Origin of the sequence: Pseudoalteromonas sp. SWYJZ98 (genome assembly GCF_015864495.1) — a bacterium.
Classification (GTDB): Bacteria; Pseudomonadota; Gammaproteobacteria; order Enterobacterales; family Alteromonadaceae; genus Pseudoalteromonas; species Pseudoalteromonas distincta.
Genome location: NZ_JADYXA010000009.1, coordinates 60,631 through 78,312, shown reverse-complemented (window position 1 = coordinate 78,312; position 17,682 = coordinate 60,631). Strand labels below are relative to the sequence as shown.

Annotated in this window: 14 protein-coding genes; 4 read left to right on the top strand and 10 right to left on the bottom strand. The window is 40.8% G+C overall.

Annotation, left to right across the window (positions count from 1 at the left end):
* Window positions 1-6 precede the first annotated feature (6 nt).
* The gene (locus I6F10_RS08620; protein WP_024606258.1) at window positions 7-513 is read right to left on the bottom strand and encodes a DUF3087 domain-containing protein; all 507 of its coding nucleotides are present in this window, start codon (window positions 511-513) and stop codon (window positions 7-9) included.
* A 156-nt stretch (window positions 514-669) separates the two neighbouring features.
* On the opposite strand from I6F10_RS08620, the gene I6F10_RS08615 reads away from it, so the two are divergent.
* From I6F10_RS08615 to I6F10_RS08605, 3 genes are read left to right on the top strand one after another with little or no spacing between them, the layout of a single operon-like run.
* Complete coding sequence (locus I6F10_RS08615) at window positions 670-1,299, top strand: energy transducer TonB (RefSeq protein WP_165744120.1); 630 nt, start codon at window positions 670-672, stop codon at window positions 1,297-1,299.
* Between the two features lie 13 nt (window positions 1,300-1,312).
* On the top strand, window positions 1,313-1,921 hold the full coding sequence (locus I6F10_RS08610; protein WP_165744121.1) for a sigma-70 family RNA polymerase sigma factor: 609 nt from the start codon (window positions 1,313-1,315) through the stop codon (window positions 1,919-1,921).
* Window positions 1,908-2,531 carry a hypothetical protein gene (locus tag I6F10_RS08605; protein WP_165744122.1) on the top strand — a complete coding sequence of 208 codons (624 nt, stop codon included), beginning with the start codon at window positions 1,908-1,910 and terminating at the stop codon, window positions 2,529-2,531. The genes I6F10_RS08610 and I6F10_RS08605 overlap by 14 nt, the downstream gene beginning before the upstream one ends.
* Before the next feature lie 277 nt (window positions 2,532-2,808).
* On the opposite strand, the gene I6F10_RS08600 is transcribed toward I6F10_RS08605, so the two are convergent.
* The 4 genes from I6F10_RS08600 to I6F10_RS08585 form a co-directional block, all read right to left on the bottom strand.
* Window positions 2,809-4,551 (bottom strand): potassium/proton antiporter, encoded by a 1,743-nt coding sequence (locus I6F10_RS08600; RefSeq protein WP_165744123.1) that lies wholly within the window; start codon window positions 4,549-4,551, stop codon window positions 2,809-2,811.
* A 237-nt stretch (window positions 4,552-4,788) separates the two neighbouring features.
* On the bottom strand, window positions 4,789-6,165 hold the full coding sequence (locus I6F10_RS08595; RefSeq protein WP_165744124.1) for a Na+/H+ antiporter NhaC family protein: 1,377 nt from the start codon (window positions 6,163-6,165) through the stop codon (window positions 4,789-4,791).
* A 191-nt stretch (window positions 6,166-6,356) separates the two neighbouring features.
* On the bottom strand, window positions 6,357-8,015 hold the full coding sequence (pbp4b, locus tag I6F10_RS08590) for a penicillin binding protein PBP4B (RefSeq protein WP_165744125.1): 1,659 nt from the start codon (window positions 8,013-8,015) through the stop codon (window positions 6,357-6,359).
* A gap of 9 nt (window positions 8,016-8,024) precedes the next feature.
* Window positions 8,025-9,200 (bottom strand): exo-beta-N-acetylmuramidase NamZ family protein, encoded by a 1,176-nt coding sequence (locus I6F10_RS08585; protein WP_165744126.1) that lies wholly within the window; start codon window positions 9,198-9,200, stop codon window positions 8,025-8,027.
* Between the two features lie 72 nt (window positions 9,201-9,272).
* Between I6F10_RS08585 and I6F10_RS20455 the strand changes: the two genes are divergently transcribed.
* A complete protein-coding gene (locus tag I6F10_RS20455) occupies window positions 9,273-9,497 on the top strand; it encodes a hypothetical protein (RefSeq protein WP_331461825.1) in 225 nt (74 codons plus the stop codon).
* 90 nt (window positions 9,498-9,587) lie between these two features.
* Here I6F10_RS20455 and I6F10_RS08580 read toward each other — a convergent pair whose 3' ends face one another.
* The 5 genes from I6F10_RS08580 to I6F10_RS08560 form a co-directional block, all read right to left on the bottom strand.
* Window positions 9,588-10,382, bottom strand: coding sequence for a LytR/AlgR family response regulator transcription factor (locus I6F10_RS08580; RefSeq protein WP_165744127.1), 795 nt, complete (start codon window positions 10,380-10,382; stop codon window positions 9,588-9,590).
* The gene (locus I6F10_RS08575; protein WP_165744128.1) at window positions 10,382-11,365 is read right to left on the bottom strand and encodes a sensor histidine kinase; all 984 of its coding nucleotides are present in this window, start codon (window positions 11,363-11,365) and stop codon (window positions 10,382-10,384) included. Before I6F10_RS08575 ends, I6F10_RS08580 begins: the two co-directional genes overlap by 1 nt.
* Window positions 11,366-11,498: 133 nt before the next feature.
* The gene (locus I6F10_RS08570; protein WP_165744129.1) at window positions 11,499-14,027 is read right to left on the bottom strand and encodes a glycoside hydrolase family 3 protein; all 2,529 of its coding nucleotides are present in this window, start codon (window positions 14,025-14,027) and stop codon (window positions 11,499-11,501) included.
* A gap of 50 nt (window positions 14,028-14,077) precedes the next feature.
* Window positions 14,078-14,854 carry a family 16 glycosylhydrolase gene (locus tag I6F10_RS08565; RefSeq protein WP_165744130.1) on the bottom strand — a complete coding sequence of 259 codons (777 nt, stop codon included), beginning with the start codon at window positions 14,852-14,854 and terminating at the stop codon, window positions 14,078-14,080.
* 76 nt (window positions 14,855-14,930) lie between these two features.
* On the bottom strand, window positions 14,931-17,615 hold the full coding sequence (locus I6F10_RS08560; protein ID WP_165744131.1) for a TonB-dependent receptor: 2,685 nt from the start codon (window positions 17,613-17,615) through the stop codon (window positions 14,931-14,933).
* Window positions 17,616-17,682 lie beyond the last annotated feature (67 nt).

The following is a 17,682-nucleotide window of genomic DNA, read 5'->3' as shown; positions in this document are numbered from 1 at the left end:
TAAGCTTTAAAACTGTTTTAAAATGCTTTCATCGTAATCTTCAACATTAAGCGTTACGTTATGTTGCGCTGCAACAGATTCAAGCTCAGCTTGTTTAATGGCTAAATCGTCCATGGTGATTAGGTTATCGTCTAGCTGCCACAATAACCGAGAGCCCGCGTAGCTATAATGAATCGCTAATAACGCATCAGCATTACCTTCACGGCCAGCGGCTTTTAACTTAGCCATTTTACGGGTTATTTTATTAAGTGCTTTTTTAAGCTCCCACACATAAACAACTTCAGTCATAAAGCTATGTGTACGGTATTTATTAAGTAACCACGCAAGCCCAACGCTTGTAATAGCAACGCCTATTAAGTTCCAATGAAAGTGGCTGCCACTTTCATCAGGAAATAAAGCAATCAGCGTTTGCGATATAGCCAAGCTGCCTACAGCCAAACCAATACCACATCCTGCAATAACACGGTTTAAATGTTTACGGTAACGCGCTTTATTTATTTCAATGAGTTGCATAACAGCCTAAAAAGTTAATAAGTAAAAGAATGCGAATGGCTATTGTAACTAAACCCCACATTTTTTATAAAATTATTTCACCCCTTTTTGATTTGCCACCCGTTATAGCTTTGAAAACACCCTAATAGTAGTGGTCAATAAAATTTGGAGCGGCTTATGCACACACTTGAAGCACCTAACAACCCAGTATTTATTAAAACATCGAGCGCCGTTATTGGCGGCGCCGCAATGACCTTTGCAGCTTTTGCGTTTATGCAATATTTAATAAGTGGCGAGCAACGCGCACCGGTTAAACCAGGGGGCGATATTATAGTAGAGATTTTTCAGGCACCTGAGGATTCAAAAGTCAGGCATATACAAAAAATACAGCCGCCACCGCCAATGCCTAAAGTGCCGCAAAAAGCTCCACCGCTTGATGCATCAGCCGATCCTGTGTTGGCAATTAGCGACCTTACGCCAGTTACAATTGACGATTTTGGTGGCGACATTAACAATACCATTAATCGCCCTACAGGGGATGCAACACCCATAGTGCGCATAAACCCTAAATACCCAACTACAGCCGCGCGCGATGGTATTGAAGGTTGGGTACAACTAAGCTTTAGTATTTCGCCAACGGGTGAAGTAATCGACCCGGTAGTTATTAACGCCGAGCCAAAACGCACCTTTGACCGCGAAGCAATAAGAGCTATTAAACGCTGGAAATATCGCCCCAAAGTAATTGAAGGTGTGGCACAATTACAAACAGGTCAAACTGTACAGCTCGATTTTAAATTACAACAATAAAAGCGATGAGCCTATGCTACTAAGTATTAAGTCATGGTTATTTGAAACGCCAAGCAAGGACTGCATGGCAAGTTACGCAAAAAGTGGCGACAATCGTTACTTAGAGCAGCTTATTGCCCTCTACAGTAACGACTTATACCACTACCTTGTTACGCAATCTAATACGCATTTAGCATACGACGTAAGCCAACAAACATGGCTAAAAGTAATCGAAAAACGCCACCTTTACCAATCCCAAACCACACCCAAAGCGTGGTTATTTAAACTTGCCCGCAACACACTCATTGACGAATACCGCAGGCAACAGCACTTTGTAGAGCTTGACGAAAACACGCATTTAGCAGCACAAAATGATAAAAGCGAAAGCGATTTAAATAGTGGTGACTTAACTAGTGGAGACTCGCATATAGGCAGCTCAAATATTAGTTATGACGCGTTCGACGCCGCGCTAAAACAACTCAGCTTTGTACAGCGTGAAGCCATAACATTACAACAAGAAGGCTTTTCGCTCACCGACATAGAACTTATAACGCAAAGCAGCCTCGAGACCATTAAAACAAGGCTGCGCTATGCCAAGCAAAACCTTAAACGTTTATTAGGAGCAAACAATGAACAAGCCTGATGAGCCGTTTGATCAAAAGCTCACACAACATTACAAAGAGCGAAAAGCGCGCACAACACTTACAAGCACTCAGCAAAAAGCGCTAGTTAAAAAGGCCACGCACACAAAGCCTAAAAAGTTCGGCTTTACGCTGCAGCTAAACAGCCTTGCCTGCGCTCTGAGTGTATTTGCTTTTATTGTGTTTGATAATAACAACAGCATAAATACCACGCCTAAAACCGTACATAACACCGCACTTAACACTATAGACATTCACGACTATTCAATTATTAAAACACACGAAATAAACCAAGCTGGTAGCTACGCAAGCTCTATTACAGAGCAAAAACACGCGCTCGATAGTCAATTAGCTAACGATTTACGCCGCCACCAACAACGCCACATAGAATACGGCACTCTAGTGAAGGTAGATAACGACTGGTACATAGCCAGCTGTAATGACGAGGTGCTAGTGCAAATTAAGCATTCACTGTTGAGTGATTTAAAGGGTAAACACGCGGTTGAAAGCGATATAAATACCGGTGATATGCTCGCCATGGCGCATAACAGCAAAGGGCAAATTATTGCGCTTAAACATGCGGGTAATGGGGTTAGGCAGTGTGGGGCTTAGGTTGGTTTGGCTCAGTTAAGGTTGGTGGTAATTTAGATAAATATTACCACCGAGAACACAGAGGCGCTACGCGCTGCACAGAGATAGTTAACTATCGCCCATGTAATCTAATAGTGAGGAAAGCTCTATAAAATCACGATATTGCTCTTTAGTAATTTTGTTGTATTCATCTTTGATATAGATTGTATTAGCTCAAATCTAACAGTCACCATTAGAAAAATGGGTAACTGTCAGATCAAGTCTGAGCTAGTACAGCTAAACAAATCACTGTTAATGATTACTGCTTTAAAAGTCGCTTTTCTGGATTATTTAAGTACTTTAAGCCAATGGTAACTATGCGTGTATGCACCATTGTTATAACGCGTATTTGCACATTACCAATAACAACAATATCGCTTTTACTGACTTCTCCTGAAAGCTTTTGGTTAATTACTTCTTCCAAACTTATGCCCTCTGGGGCGTCTATGTGCATATGGTAAGAGTAAAATATATCGCCTACCAACGTTACCCCTTTCACTTTAAGTTCGTTGTGCGCTAAGTGGCTATCTTGATGGTTTGTTTTATCAGTTGCTGTAAAAACTAAATCAACAAAAGGTCTGTTATCTGGTTTTAAAACAACAAATAAATGATCGTTTGGTTTTAACTTAGTTGAGCCTCGAGGCGGTATGATTGACGGACCCCGTGTAATCATAGCAACAACCACACTCTCAGGAAGTGCAGCATGTGACAAGTTGCGCCCAGAAACCCGAGAAACGTCACTTAAAGTGTATTCTACAATTTCTATATCAATATCGTTTAGTGCTGTGATTTCGAGTGTTGCAGCAGCCAAATCAGGTGGCGGCTCTACTAAGTTTAGTTTTTTAGCCATCCACGGCATTGTTGAGCCCTGTAACGTGGCTGAAATTAACACCACGAAAAAAACAACGTTAAAAATAAGTTCTGCCCCTGAAAGGCCAAATAGTAATGGGAATATAGCTAAAATAATGGGTACTGAGCCTCTAAGGCCAACCCAAGATACAAACAAGGTTTCGCGATTATTAAAGCCAAACAGTTTTAAAATAGGCGCTACCGCTAATGGGCGAGCAACAAAAATGAGTGCCAGTGCAATAAGCAGTCCTTCTAACCATACATCAACCAATGACGACGGATTAATAAGGAGGCCTAATACAACAAACATGGTTATTTGCCCAAGCCATGCTAAGCCGTCATGAAACAGAAAAATACCGCGTTTATATACAAATTTACTGTTCCCTAAAATAACACCCGTTATAAAAACAGCTAAAAATCCACTGCCGCCGAGCGTTGCAGAAAGGCCAAATGAAAGCAGTCCAAATGCGGTTACCATTACTAAATACAAACCCGATGCATTTAGTTTAATTCGATTAATAAACCAAACCGATATTTTACCAATTAAAAGACCACAAATAGCGCCAACACCCATTTGTTGAGCAAATAACTGTAGTAAACCCAGCCCTACTGGCATGTCATTAACGAGCATTTCGAGCAAACCAACCGTTAGAAAAATAGCCATTGGATCGTTCGAGGCGCTTTCTATTTCAAGGGTCGATTTAAGCTTTTTATTCAAGTGAATACCCGCACTTCGTAAAAGTGCAAACACGGCTGCAGCATCTGTAGAACCAACAATGGCGCCCAGTAATACACCTTGTAATATGGGTAGGTCTAAAATATAAGTGGCCACAAGGCCTGTAATTACAGCGGTAAATAACACACCGATGGTTGCTAAAGCAGACGCGGGTTTCCACACTTGTTTAATTGAACTGGTGGGCGTTTGTAAGCCACCATCAAATAGAATAATAGCAAGCGCTAGAGTACCCAGAGCATGTGCGGCCTCTGCGTTGTCGAATGAAATACCTGCAATACCATCTTCACCTGCGAGCATACCTACAAGTAAAAATAGCACCAGCACTGGTAAGCCAACGCGTGCAGATAACTTGCTCGAGATCACTCCAAGTAAAATTAAAATGGCACTAACGAGAATGATATTATCAATTACAAACATAGTGTGGGTTTACAGCCTTATATGAGTTAAAAAGTAAGAATTTATAGCTACCAAAAAGCTTAAAGCTCATGCTATACAATAACCTAAAAAATATAAATACGGGTACTTCAGTCTATATTTAAATAGTTTATTTAATAGCTAGAGCGTCGTTAAGTTTGGTATTACTAGCCTCGGTCTTAATTTAAAAACAAAAAAGCCTGCAATAAGCAGGCTTTTGACTATTTAAGTAATTGTATTTTATAAAACAATAATACTTGTTATTAAGTACGCTAAAAACGTAAGGCCGCCACCAAATAAGGCATATGGTAGCTGCGTTTTAACGTGGGTGAGTAAGTCACACCCCGATGCAATAGCCGATACAGCGCTGGTGTCGGATATAGGCGAGCAATGATCGCCAAATATACCACCACCCAAAATAGCACCTACCACAAGCGACGGTGGTAAACCTAGCGCTTGAATAAGTGGCACACCAATTGGGATTAATATAGCAAACGTGCCCCACGATGTACCCGTAGTAAACGACATAACTGCGCCGGTTAAAAACAGCACCGGTACTATTAAGTAAATAGGTAAATAGTCGCCAACAAGTGACGCTACAAATACACCAGTACCCAACTCTTTTAAGCTTGCGCCAAGTGTAAGCGAAAGCAGTACAATGGCGACCAGTGGCATTAATTCGCCCATACCTTTAAAGCCGGTATCAACTAATTGATGATGGGTAAATTTACGTGAGCCAATCATTAAAAAGTAAGCGACAACAATGGCTAAAACCGTTGCATATAATACTGATTTAGAGCCGCTGCCCTCGGCTAATACACCATTACCGGTGTAGTACATAAAGCCAACCATGCTGGTAATAAGCGTAATAAGCGGGATTAACATGTAACGCGCTTTAGAGCCTTTTACTTCTTCTTTTAAGTCAGTTGTTTGAAGCTCTAGTTTTTCTTCGGCTTCTTTCATTGGGCCATGCACTTTATCAAACGCGATGGTGTAAAAAACAATGGCAAGGGTAATTATGGCGTAAAAGTTATACCCTACGCTGCCCCATAACACCGATACAGCCGACTCACCTAGCTCGTAGTTACCTAACAAACCAAGTACAAACGCACCCCAGCCATTGAGTAGTATTAAAATACACACTGGCGCACTGGTGCTATCAATAATGTACGCTAGACGCGCTCGGCTCATTTTAAATTTGTCGAATAAGCCACGCGATAAAATACCCGAGGTAAGTACGCTCAAGTTAGATTCTATAAACACTGCAATGCCGGTAAACATGGTTAAAAAGCCCACTTGGCGCTTACTTTTTGCAATTCCTTTGTTCATTAGCATATTAACAGTTGCTGCAACGCCGCCAGATTCGCGAATGTAGGCAAGCAGTGCACCAATTAAAATACTAAATATTAATATGCGTGTATTACCTGGCGAGCTGGCAACCGAAATAATACGTTCAATGGTATTTAAAAAAGTGTCAAACAAGCTATTACCTTCGCCCTGAAAGGCAAGTAAAAACTCAGAAGAAGCAACAGCAACAAGTAGCGCCATAATCACTTCTTTTCGCCAAAACACGATAGCAATCGCAATTAGCGGCGGTAAAATAGAATACCAATGCATAAAAAGTTAACCTTAATTATTAGCGAGCCACTCTCGCTTTGTACGCGTTTTATCGCTTATTTGTTAAGCCTAGCAGCATAAACTGGCTTAGATTTGTAAACCGCTTAGCTTAATGGATTGCCTTACTCAAGTCACCTGTAAATAAATCACTTAGAGTAATGCTGTTAGTACGTTTTAACCTATACGATAGCTTATTGATTTAGTAGCGCTTCATAAATAAGCGACACTACCGATCCGTACTGCGCGGTTTCAAATTGTTTACCTGTAAATTCGTAACGTTTTTGCGAGCCTTTAATTGCACTGTGGCGAGCATTGGTAAGTAAAACAATAGCCAAGTCGTAAGCGGGGTCAATTACGGTCACTGTACCCGTCCAACCTGTGTGGCCATAAGCCTGCGCGCTTGCATAAGGGCCAAAGTGCCAGCGCCTTGCTTGGTTGTTACCAGCAAGTCTAAAGCCAAGCCCGTAGGTCTCATCGCTTGGTTGCGGCGTTAAAAATTGCGCTAAGGCGCTTGCACTAAATAATTGTTGGTCGCCGTAGCCACCATTATTTAGTAATAGCTGGCAAAGCACCGCTAAGTCATGAGCATTACTAAATAATCCTGCATGCCCTGCTACGCCATCAAGAGAATAGTAAGCGCGCTCATCATGCACTTGGCCTTGTAAAACACTGGTGCGAACATTATCAAACTTAATACGCCCGTCTCGTGTGTTGCCGCTAAGCTCAGTGGCTGCAAATTGCTGCGGCTTAAAGCCTTTTTTAAGTGGATTAAATAACGTGTTAGTTAATTTTAATGGCGCGTACACTTGCTGCTCTAGGTATTCGTCAAGGGGCTGCCCAGTTATGCGCTCAATGAGTACGCCTAAAATCATGTAATCAATATCTGAGTAAACATGCTGCCCAGATGATTTACTACTAAAAGGCACGCTGGTAAGTAATAGCTGTTTGGTGGTTTTACTGTTTTGCGAATAAAACGCGTCGCCGTAGCTGCCATCTTTACGATGAAAGTCAAATACTGGCGGGTATCCGGCGCTGTGTGTGAGTAAGTCTTTTACTGTGCGCTTTGCTCGCCCTTCACCTTTATATTCGCTTAGGTAGCTTTGTACGGATTTATTAATATTTAATAACCCTTCGCTTACTAATTTCATAAGTGCAAAGTTTGTGGCAAATATTTTGGTGTTTGAGGCAAGATCAAACAAAGTATTAGTTTGCATGGGCTCTGGGCGAAGTAGCATTAAATCACTTTGCTGATATTGCTTTGCATCGCCATAGGCGGTTAACTTTATTAGCTCACCATTTTTAATAACGGCCAATACAGCCCCAGGAAAACCTGCTTTTACATCGCGTTCAATTAATGTGTCTACTTCATTGAAATCTATATGCTTTTTTGGTTCATCGCTTAAAGTAGGAAATGCAAAACGCAGCGTTAAACTTGCGCCAGCAGGGAGAATATTTTCAACTTTAAAGGTATTAACACCGTTGTGAGTATTTTTTGCCAAACTGTAATTGTATAAGGTGTTGGCGCTTAGTTGGTTAACGTCGAGCTTTTTATTATTAATGTAAATATCGGCGCTTTGTGCGTTGTGGTTTTGTATTAATAATTGCCCGCGCCCTTTGTAAGCTTTAAACGTTCCTCGGTTATTTACATAAAACCGGCTACTTGGATTTACCTCAGGAAACGTTACAACCACTTGTGCATTAGGCAGCTCTACAAGCTGGCTTTTTGTAAGTGGTAGCACCGAGCTAATAGGCTCAGGTGGTGTACTACAACCCACAATAATAAAGCTCAATGCCACTATAAATGCTTGTTTGATATAACCATACCTTTGATTTTTTAAAGCAATAAACATGCTTAGCCCTTATTTATATAACAAGTAAGGCGCTCTTTGCGCTTTAAATTGTGCAAGTCCCGCCTGCCAGCTTTGTTTTATTTGCGCTTCTGATTGCCCTGCTTCAATAGCTAAGCGCAATTTATTAGTACCCGCTAGCTTATCCATAAAGTCAGCACGCTCAAAAAACGAGATGTTATTTTTACTAAGCTCCGTGTACGCATTTATTAAGTAAGTTAAATTTAAACCTGTAATATTTGCTTGTCTTAAATCGAGCCCTTGCACGGTTTGGTTTTTAAATTTAGGGTTTAAAGCAGCGCCTTTAATTGCGCGCGGTGTAAAATTAAAATCACCTAATGCTACTGGCGAATAGCCAATTACTTGAAATGCAAAGTCGGTGCCTCTACCAATGCTAATAGGCGTTGCCTCAAAAAAGCAAAGTGATGGGTAAAGCGCAATGGCTTGATCGTTAGGTAAGTTAGGGCTGGGTTTTACAGGCAAGCTGTATGTACTTTTGCGAGTGTAATGATCAACAGGGATCACCGTTAATTTTAAATCGGGCGCTTTATTGATCCAGCCCTCGCCCTTGATCATTTTGGCAAGTTCGCCAACGGTCATGCCGTGTAAAACAGGAATTGGGTGCATTCCTACAAACGATTTAAATTCTGGCTCTAATATTGGCCCATCAACGTAGGCAATATTTGGGTTGGGCCTGTCGAGCACTAAAAATTCTATCCCCTGCTCTGCAGCGGCTTCCATCATGTAGTGCATAGAGCTTATGTAGGTATAAAAACGCACTCCCACATCTTGAATGTCAAAAATAATCACATCAACATCGGCTAAAGCAGCTTGGCTTGGTTTTTTATTTTTACCGTAAATAGAAATAAGTGGAATACCTGTTTTACCATCAACGGCATTTTTCACATGGGTGCCCGCATCGTGATCGCCACGAAAGCCATGCTCAGGTGCAAAAATTTTAGTTATATTAATATTTTTAGTCAGCAGCGCATCTACTAAGTGAGTTTGCCCCACCATTGATGTTTGATTAACGACTAGCCCTACACGTTTATTTTTTAACTGCGGTAAATATTTAGCATATTGTTGCGCACCTACTACAAGTGAGTTATTAACTTCGTGGGCGTGCACGCTTGCAATAAAAATGGCGCTAAAAATAAAAAATAAAGTAATAAATAGGGTTTTAAACATACTGCAATATCCTTTTAAACAAGGCGTTTAAAATAACATAGCTAAGTTTAAAGAGCAGCTCAGGTTTTAAGAATTAGCGGTCAGCGGTCAGCGGTCAGCGGTCAGCGGTCAGCGGTCAGCGGTCAGCGGTCAGCGGTCAGCGGTCAGCGGTCAGCGGTCAGCGGTCAGCGGTCAGCGGTCAGCGGTCAGCGGTCAGCGGTCAGCGGTCAGGTAATAAAAATAAAACACCGAGCCTTTTGCAAGCGCAATTTTTATATTGTAGGCGGGAGTTTACCTCGCGCAGGTTTTAGGTTTTAGGTTTTAGCAATGAGAAACTGTGTTTCTAACGTGAGTAAGCACTACGTCCACATTGATAATGTTGACGATGGTGTAACTAAAAAACCACCGTTATTGTTTTATTAAGCTCTTTAAGTTTTTACTGTACGTTCTACTTACCTTGAGTGTTTTTTCGTTATCTAACACCGCCATATATTCAGAATTACGTAATGGGTTGAGCTGTTTAATGTGGCTTAAATTAACAATCGTTGATTTATGTATGCGTAAGAAGTCTTCTGGCAGGGTATTTTTTTCAAGATCTTTTAAACGCGCTCGCATTACATGGGTTTCAGCCAGTGTATGAACACACATATAATCGCCTGCGGCATCAATCCATAAAATATCTTTAAACGGAATTATTTGAATTGGGTTTTTAGCATCTTGGATGACCAAGTTTTCGGCTTCAAATTTATACTCTGAGTTTTTTGAGCTTTCTAATTCTTGATGCTCGTTTTCTATCAGCGATTGGTGTACTTCAATCAATGTGTTTTTTCTGTGGAGTTGCTCTGTTTTTACTACTCTTTCTATGGCTTCTGATAGGCGAGCTAATTTAACGGGCTTGAGTAAGTAGTCAAGGGCTCTTACCTCAAATGCTTTAACGGCATGCTGGTGAAACGCAGTAACAAAAATAACCGCTGGGCAGCTTTCTGGTTGAAAATGTTTAATTAGTTCAAAGCCTGATTTTGTTGGCATTTCTATATCTAGAAAAACTAAATCAACGTCATGTTTGTTAAGTACGTTAATAGCTTCATCAACACTTTGTGCACTGCCAATCACTTCAATTTCAGCAAAGGCTTCTAAACGAATACGCAAGCCTTCAATAGCGCTGTATTCATCATCAACAAGTAATGTTTTTAATTGAATCATTATTGCAAACCATTAATAGGAAGAGAAATACAAAGCCATGCGCCGCCTGATTTGGCATTGCCTTTTTCAATGCGATGACTATTTCCATACATTAATTTTAAGCGTTGCTCGCAATTAGCCAAGCCAATGCCCCTTTTAGATTTTTTATTGTCGTCAAACCCTTTACCAGTATCTGCAACTTTAATGAGCAATGCGGATTTTGTTTTTTCAACATTAATTGTGATCACCATTTTTTGATCTGCTCGCATACCATGTTTTAACGCGTTTTCTACCAATGGTTGAATTAATAAAGAAGGTATTAATAAATCGTTGCATGGTTCATCAACGCTAATATTAACCTCTAACCGGTCGGCAAATCGACATTGCTCTATATCTAAGTAGGTTTTTAATATGGCAATTTCTTCTTTAATCGCTACTTTTTCAAGTGGATCGGTATACAAGCTATGGCGCAGTAGATCACAAAGCTTTTCGAGCATATTAACTGCCTGCAAACTTTCTTTTTTTAAGATTAAGGTGCAAATAGCATTAATGCTGTTAAACATAAAATGCGGATTAAGCTGATATCGAAGCATTTTTAGCTGTGACTCTTTCGCTAGGTGTGTCGCTTCAGCGGCTTTTTGAGTTTGCTCTAAATTGTCGAGATATATTTTGATCCCGTAATAAAAAGCAGTCCACGTTGAGAGCATAGTTAACGATGCAGACGTCCATGTACCAAAGTCAAACCATGTCATTGAAAGCCACCAATTGCCATATAACCACTGCAAAGACGCCCATTTAATTTGTGTCCAAATGAATGTGGCAGTTAACAGCAGCACCAGATGCAGTGCTATTTTAACTTTAATCCCTTGCCTATTTGAGCAGTTATAAGCCCTTCTTAAAAGTAAGGTGATTAAAAAGCCACACGCTACATCAATAATTAAATGCGGAATGTGTATCGACCATGGCTCGTCGCTTGGTATTTTTATCATTAGCTCGGTCAACATTGCATACACAATCCAACCGCAGCTCTGAAACAACCAGAAAAGATGACTTCTGGGATTTTTGGAATTCAAATTAATACGTCCAACTTTAAAGGCAGTTGAATAGCTTACTTATTATCAACTGCCTTTGCCTTATTTATTTTGAGCACGTGATTGATAATGCGTCATTATTAGGTTTTGCAGTCAACGCGATATCTGCAACTGCTAAACTTAAACGCTGAGCTGAAATACGAATTACATCTGACATGGTTTGTTCAATCAGTTCGCTATCGGCGCAATTGAGTGCGATTGATAAAGTATGCCAGCGCTTATCTACCATTGTTTTTTCAAACGATGAAAAATCAATACTTCTTAAACAGTTATCTAAATTACACATTACTTGTAACTGTGCACCTTGCTCTGGAGCTTTATCTAATCGCATTTTTAGCTCAAGGTAACCTGATTTAAATTTGCGTTCGAGTAGCGTAGGTTTTAAGTAACTTAGGCTAAGCGTTGCATCTGAGGATTGAGATTGCCACTTAAACTGCCTTGCATCCTCTTGATACGATAAATTAACCGATTGCATTAACAAACTTTTTTTATCGCCACTGGTGGCCGATGAACCACTAGTTAAAACCTTTGCTGTTGTATCGGCCAACGCCCATGTGACATTTTTAGCTAAACTTTTTACAAACAGTGGATGTGCATCGCTTTTAACGATTTTTTTAGGGCTCGTTGCTTCACTCACAATAGGCATATTTATTGCGTCATGATAAGTTAGCCCGTAGCCGTAGGCAAAGAGCGGGTCGTAATCTACATCCCCTAAGTTAAGGCTGAATTGATTGTCGTATTTAGGCCACGAAAAACTCAACTTACCGGTAAAATCAAACTGGCTGTTACCGTTTTTATCTGTTAATAATACGTCTGCAACCCCCTCACCCTCAGAGCCTGGTAACCATGCAGCAACAAAGGCATCCGATGCATTGAGCTCTTTACTGACCCAAAGCGGGCGACCACTTAAAAATACGGTAACTACCGGAATATTGTCTGCCTTAAGTTTTTTCAGCAGTGCAAGGGCATGTTTGCTTTCATCCTGAAACTCTAGCATTTCTATATCACCAAACCACTCAGCATAAGGCTCTTCACCAATAACAACAATGGCTACATCTGGCTTGGTTTTATATTCACCAGACTCACTTAAGCTTATTTCACCGCCTGCTTTTAATACTTGCGACTTTAAACCTGCATAAATAGAGGTCGCATTAGGAAAGTCACTATTGGTATTGTCTGTGCCCTGCCAAGAAACACTCCAGCCACCCGCTTGCATATTAATTGCATTCGCGCCTTTGCCGGCAACTAAGATGCGGCTACTCGCTTTGATTGGCAGCACGTTTTCGTTGTTTTTTAATAGAACGAGTGACTTACGAACCGCTTCTCTTGCTAACGTACGATGCTGGGAGGCACCTAACCACTGTGAGTGTTGTGATTCAGGTCGTGAAGATGGCTTTCCTTTAACAAAAACACCCCAGCGGATTTTAGCCCTTAAAAAACGTCTAACGGCATCGTTAATTCTTGATTCGGCTATTACACCGTCTTTCACTTGCTTAACAGTATTATGATAAAACGCTTCAAAATGCTCTGGTACCATAATCACATCAACGCCGGCGTTAATTGCTTGCGCACATTGCTCTAAATCGCAGCCTTCTACAAACTTGTGAGCATTCCAATCACTGACTACAAACCCATCAAAACCAAGTTGGTTTTTAAGTACATCCGTTAATAAGTGTTTATCGCCATGCACACGTTTGCCATTCCAACTATTAAAGGATGCCATCACTGATTGCACACCTTCATTAATAGCCGAAAAGTAACCTGCGCTATGAATATCTCTTAATCCTTTTTCATCGATAAGCGTATTTCCGCGATCAACGCCTCGCTCAGTGCCACCATCGCCCACAAAATGTTTTGCGGTGGCAATACGGTTACTGCCTTTTAAAAAGTCAGCGCCTATATCACCTTGAATACCTGTCACCATACTACCCGCATACAGCCTAACTAATTCAGGGTCTTCTGAGTAACTTTCATAGGTTCTGCCCCAGCGATCATCTCTGACTACAGCGACAGTAGGAGCAAAACTCCATTCAATCCCAGTGGCTGACACTTCTTTCGCTGTTGCTTGGCCTATGCGTTTAATTAAATCGGCATCATGCGCAGCTCCTAAGCCAATATTGTGCGGAAATAACGTAGCGCCATAAACATTGCTATGCCCATGCATGGCATCGGTTCCCCAAATAGTCGGTATTGCAATACCGTCTTTCGTTGAGTCCATTGATGCTAGGTACATTTCATCCGCATATTTTAACCATGTGGCCTGATCAGCGCGTTTGTCGCCATAGGGCGCTGTATTACCACCATTGAGGTATGAACCAAACCCATATTTACGCATTTGCTCAACACTTAAGTAACCAATTTCGGGCTGAATCATTTGTGCTACTTTTTGCTCTATGGTCATCTTTGCGAGCAGCTGTTCAATTTGCGCTTCTACAGCGGGATCGCGTTTGAGCTTAGTGTTCACATTCGGCCATTTTACCTGCACATTTTCAGCACTATATGAATACTGACATGTTAACGCGGCAACTAACGAAAATAGGCAACGTAATAATTTAGAATTTTTGATCTGAAACATTAAAAACCTTCGAGTAAAAATATCGTTTTAAAAAACATGAAGCGATTGATTTAATTTGGAATATATTCAATAAAATCATAATAGGCCCACGACGGACTGCCATAGTATTGACCTGGGAAGTAATAGCCTTCGGTTGAGTTATCACCATTCCATTGGTTAATCATTATTTTTGTATTATCCATCGGCCATGCATACGCGGGAATTTCATTTTCAGCTAAATGACCATCGCCATTGTCTTTGTAGAGCACTCTTAATGTTTGCTCATTTCCTTGAGCGTCGTACAAGTACCAACGAATCGAGTTGCTAGACCAATCAAAGCCAATAGTTAATAAGTTTTCTCTGTAATCAAGCCCAAACTGACTTAAGTCGATGTCCTTTTCCCAGCTTTGATAAGTGCCACCTTGCGGCTGATAAATCACATTGGTATGAACAACGTTCCCAAGGGAGGGTAAAAGCTCAATATCTATCTCTTGCCATGCTCTGCCGGGTGAATCCCACCACGATGTGTAAGTAAAAATGGAAGACACAGTGCCTTGTGTATTTCCTGACTTAACACTGCCTTGCACTTTGCCAAAGCCATAAAAATTATTACTTTGCAGCTCGGCACATGCGCCTTGCGATAATGAAAGCGTGATCCCCTGTTGGCTTGGGTTAATCATTGCAGGGGAAAATTCACAGCCAAAAGGCGAGCCATTGTCGCCACTTCGCGCATTCCAAATGGTATTATCGTAACCCCATGAAAAATTATCTTTAAAATAATTGGCATATGTAAAAGGTGAGATAAACACACAACCTGCAACTAACGAGCTAATAAGCTTAGTTTTCATTATTGATCCTTATTTAAATTGTACACCTCCCACAGTGGTATATTGACTGTGGGAAGTTTAATTGTGGTTAGGTTATCTAGAATGAAAAACCAGCTCTTACACCGTAATACCTTGGCATGCCAAAGCTGCCTTTTGGAATTCCTTTGCTAGTATTATTCCAATATTGAATAGTTTCATCAGAGGCATTATTAACGAATACTTCTGCGTACCAGCTTTGTCCTTGCGGCTCATATTTAATTGACGCGTTATAGACTGCAAATGCATCTCGGCTATCGTCAATGTATTTTGTCGCCTCGTCCGACACGCTAAAGTCCATATCATCTAAGTGTTTATCAACATTCCATACTGTTGAGTACGATTCATCTTTCCAGCTCGCATTAAGCCAACTATGGATAAAACCATATTCACCTAAATCAAATGTATGTGTGTAGCTGATGTTTGCCGTGAACTTAGGCGTCATCGCTAGGTTATTGCCTTTAAGATTGGTTGATAGCAGTGTATTTTCAGGATTTTTTGATTCCTCATAAGAAATATCAAAAAGATACTCAGCATCGTAATCCCACTTAGTATTCCAATCGTCCGTCACTTTGGCATCGGTCCAGGTTACATAACCGGTGATACGCCCGCTTGGATATGGCTTCCAATCAAACTCAAGCTCAATACCTTTGATTGTTGAACTAGGAACATTTTGTGTGTAATAAGCAATCACAGGCTTGTTTTGAAAATCAAGTACAGGCTCGCCATTGCTATCTAAAACGGGAGAGCCATCTTCATCTTCTACCACAGATAAGCGCTCTACGTTACCGATTGAGCCCACTGATGCGTATTGCATGTCGGTGTAATCTGTGTAGAAAAACGCGGCTTTTAAGTTTAATGAATTATCAAAAAAGCTCGATTTAGCGCCAAGCTCCCATGTAAGTACTTCTTCTGGGTCGAACTTAGTTTCAAAGCGTGTTACGTCACCCGTTCTATCATTTACGACTTCATATACATCACCAATTCCGCCGGCTTTAAAACCACTGGCAAGATAGGTATAAACCATCGTTTCAGGTGAAATGTCGTAGTCTAAACCAACACGAAAGTCATGATGCTGCCAACTTCCTTTATTATCGTTTGCAAAGTATGACGCATAAATTGAAGGATCTTCGTAGTAATCAACTGGTAAGTTATTTAGATCTGTTCTATTTAACCAACCAACAGCGCAACCATCGGCATTAGAGCAGCGGTATGTTTTGCCTCCTTTATCTTCTTTCGTTTCATCACTAAAACGATAACCAAGTGTTAGATGTAATTTTTCAGTTAAATTGTATGTACCTTGGCCAAACAAAGCGAATGCGTCTGTAGAGCGATCAGGTTGATCCCAAAAGGCTTTATCGTCCATTGGGTTATCGTAATAACCTAAGGTCGTGGTTTTTTCGTGGAAATAGTTAGCACCAACAATCCAAATAAAATCGCCGTATTCGTCAGATTGTAATTGCACTTCTGTAGAAAAAGATTCAGCACCAGTGCCATCTAAAAAGTACGTTGCCCCATCCCAAGGATCGAGGCCGACTTCGCTATCTTGTGCTGAAGAGCGTTCCATATCCTCATACCCAAGTAGCCATACAAGCGAATATTCATCACTGATATCGTAGTTAAGGGTATTTCTAAGGTAGGTGATATCTAAATTAAGCTTACCTGGCACATTTACAACAGCTTGATATGTATTGTCACTAGGTAAAAAGTTTGCGCAATCGCCGCCCAGCTCTTCACTTCTACCGCGAATTTTATCGCAATTAACTAAATCGAGATTATTGTTGCTGTTATTTACGTACTTTTGAAAAACGGTATGATTTGAAAAGCCACCATCTAACGGCTCCCAAAGCGTACTAATTCTGAAAGAGTATTCATTAGCGTTGTTATAAAAGTCGTCTTTTTCTGCGGGGGTTAATTGGCGAACTTTTTGCGCCTCTGGATTTGTGCCTGCACCATCAATCCACCAGTTTTCTCGCTGCGTGACTGTTTGGCCAATACCTTGATAAGAATCCTCTGAGATAACAGGAGCATTGAGTATATCGTCGCTTAATCGTCTTGAGTCGTATTGGTTAGGATCGTAGTAACCTTCAAGGTAAGAATCTCGTTTTAATCCTTTGCCAGAAAACCGTACTGCAAATTCGTCATTAATTGGAATATTAATTACGCCATCAATATTTTTGCTGTTGTATTTACCTGCTTCAACGTTCACATTGCCGTATAAGTGAGTAAACTCCGGTTTTGCTGAAATAACATTAATGCTACCAACTGTAGAGTTTCGACCAAATAGCGTGCCTTGTGGCCCCCTTAATGCCTCAACTCGTTCAATGTCATACATTAAAGCAAGTGCACCTTGCATTCTTGGTGAGTAAATACCATCAAGATGAACGCCAACAGCAGGGTCGCCAAGCTCGGTAATATTAGTAGAGCGTACACCACGCATAGAAATAACTGGAGCTGATTGATCCGTCGCTGTGGAGATATCTAACCCTGGCACTAGGTTAGCTATATCTTTAACGCTGTTAACCCCATTTTGTCTTAGTTCTGCTTCAGTCAATGCCGTAATGGCAACTGGGGTTTCCATAAGTCTAGTTTTACGTTTAGTTGCTGTTACAGAAATAATTTCTAACGAGCTAGCTTTTTTCTCTGGTGTTTGTATTTCTTCAGTGGAAGCCTCTTGAGCATGAAGTGGCATTGAGCAAGCCAATGCAACGGCTATTGATAATGCTGTTTTATTTATTGTGTGCATGTTCGACCTTTTGATGTGTGTGTGAACGTTAATTTTGTAACTTTTATGTAACAGCTTCACAGTATCC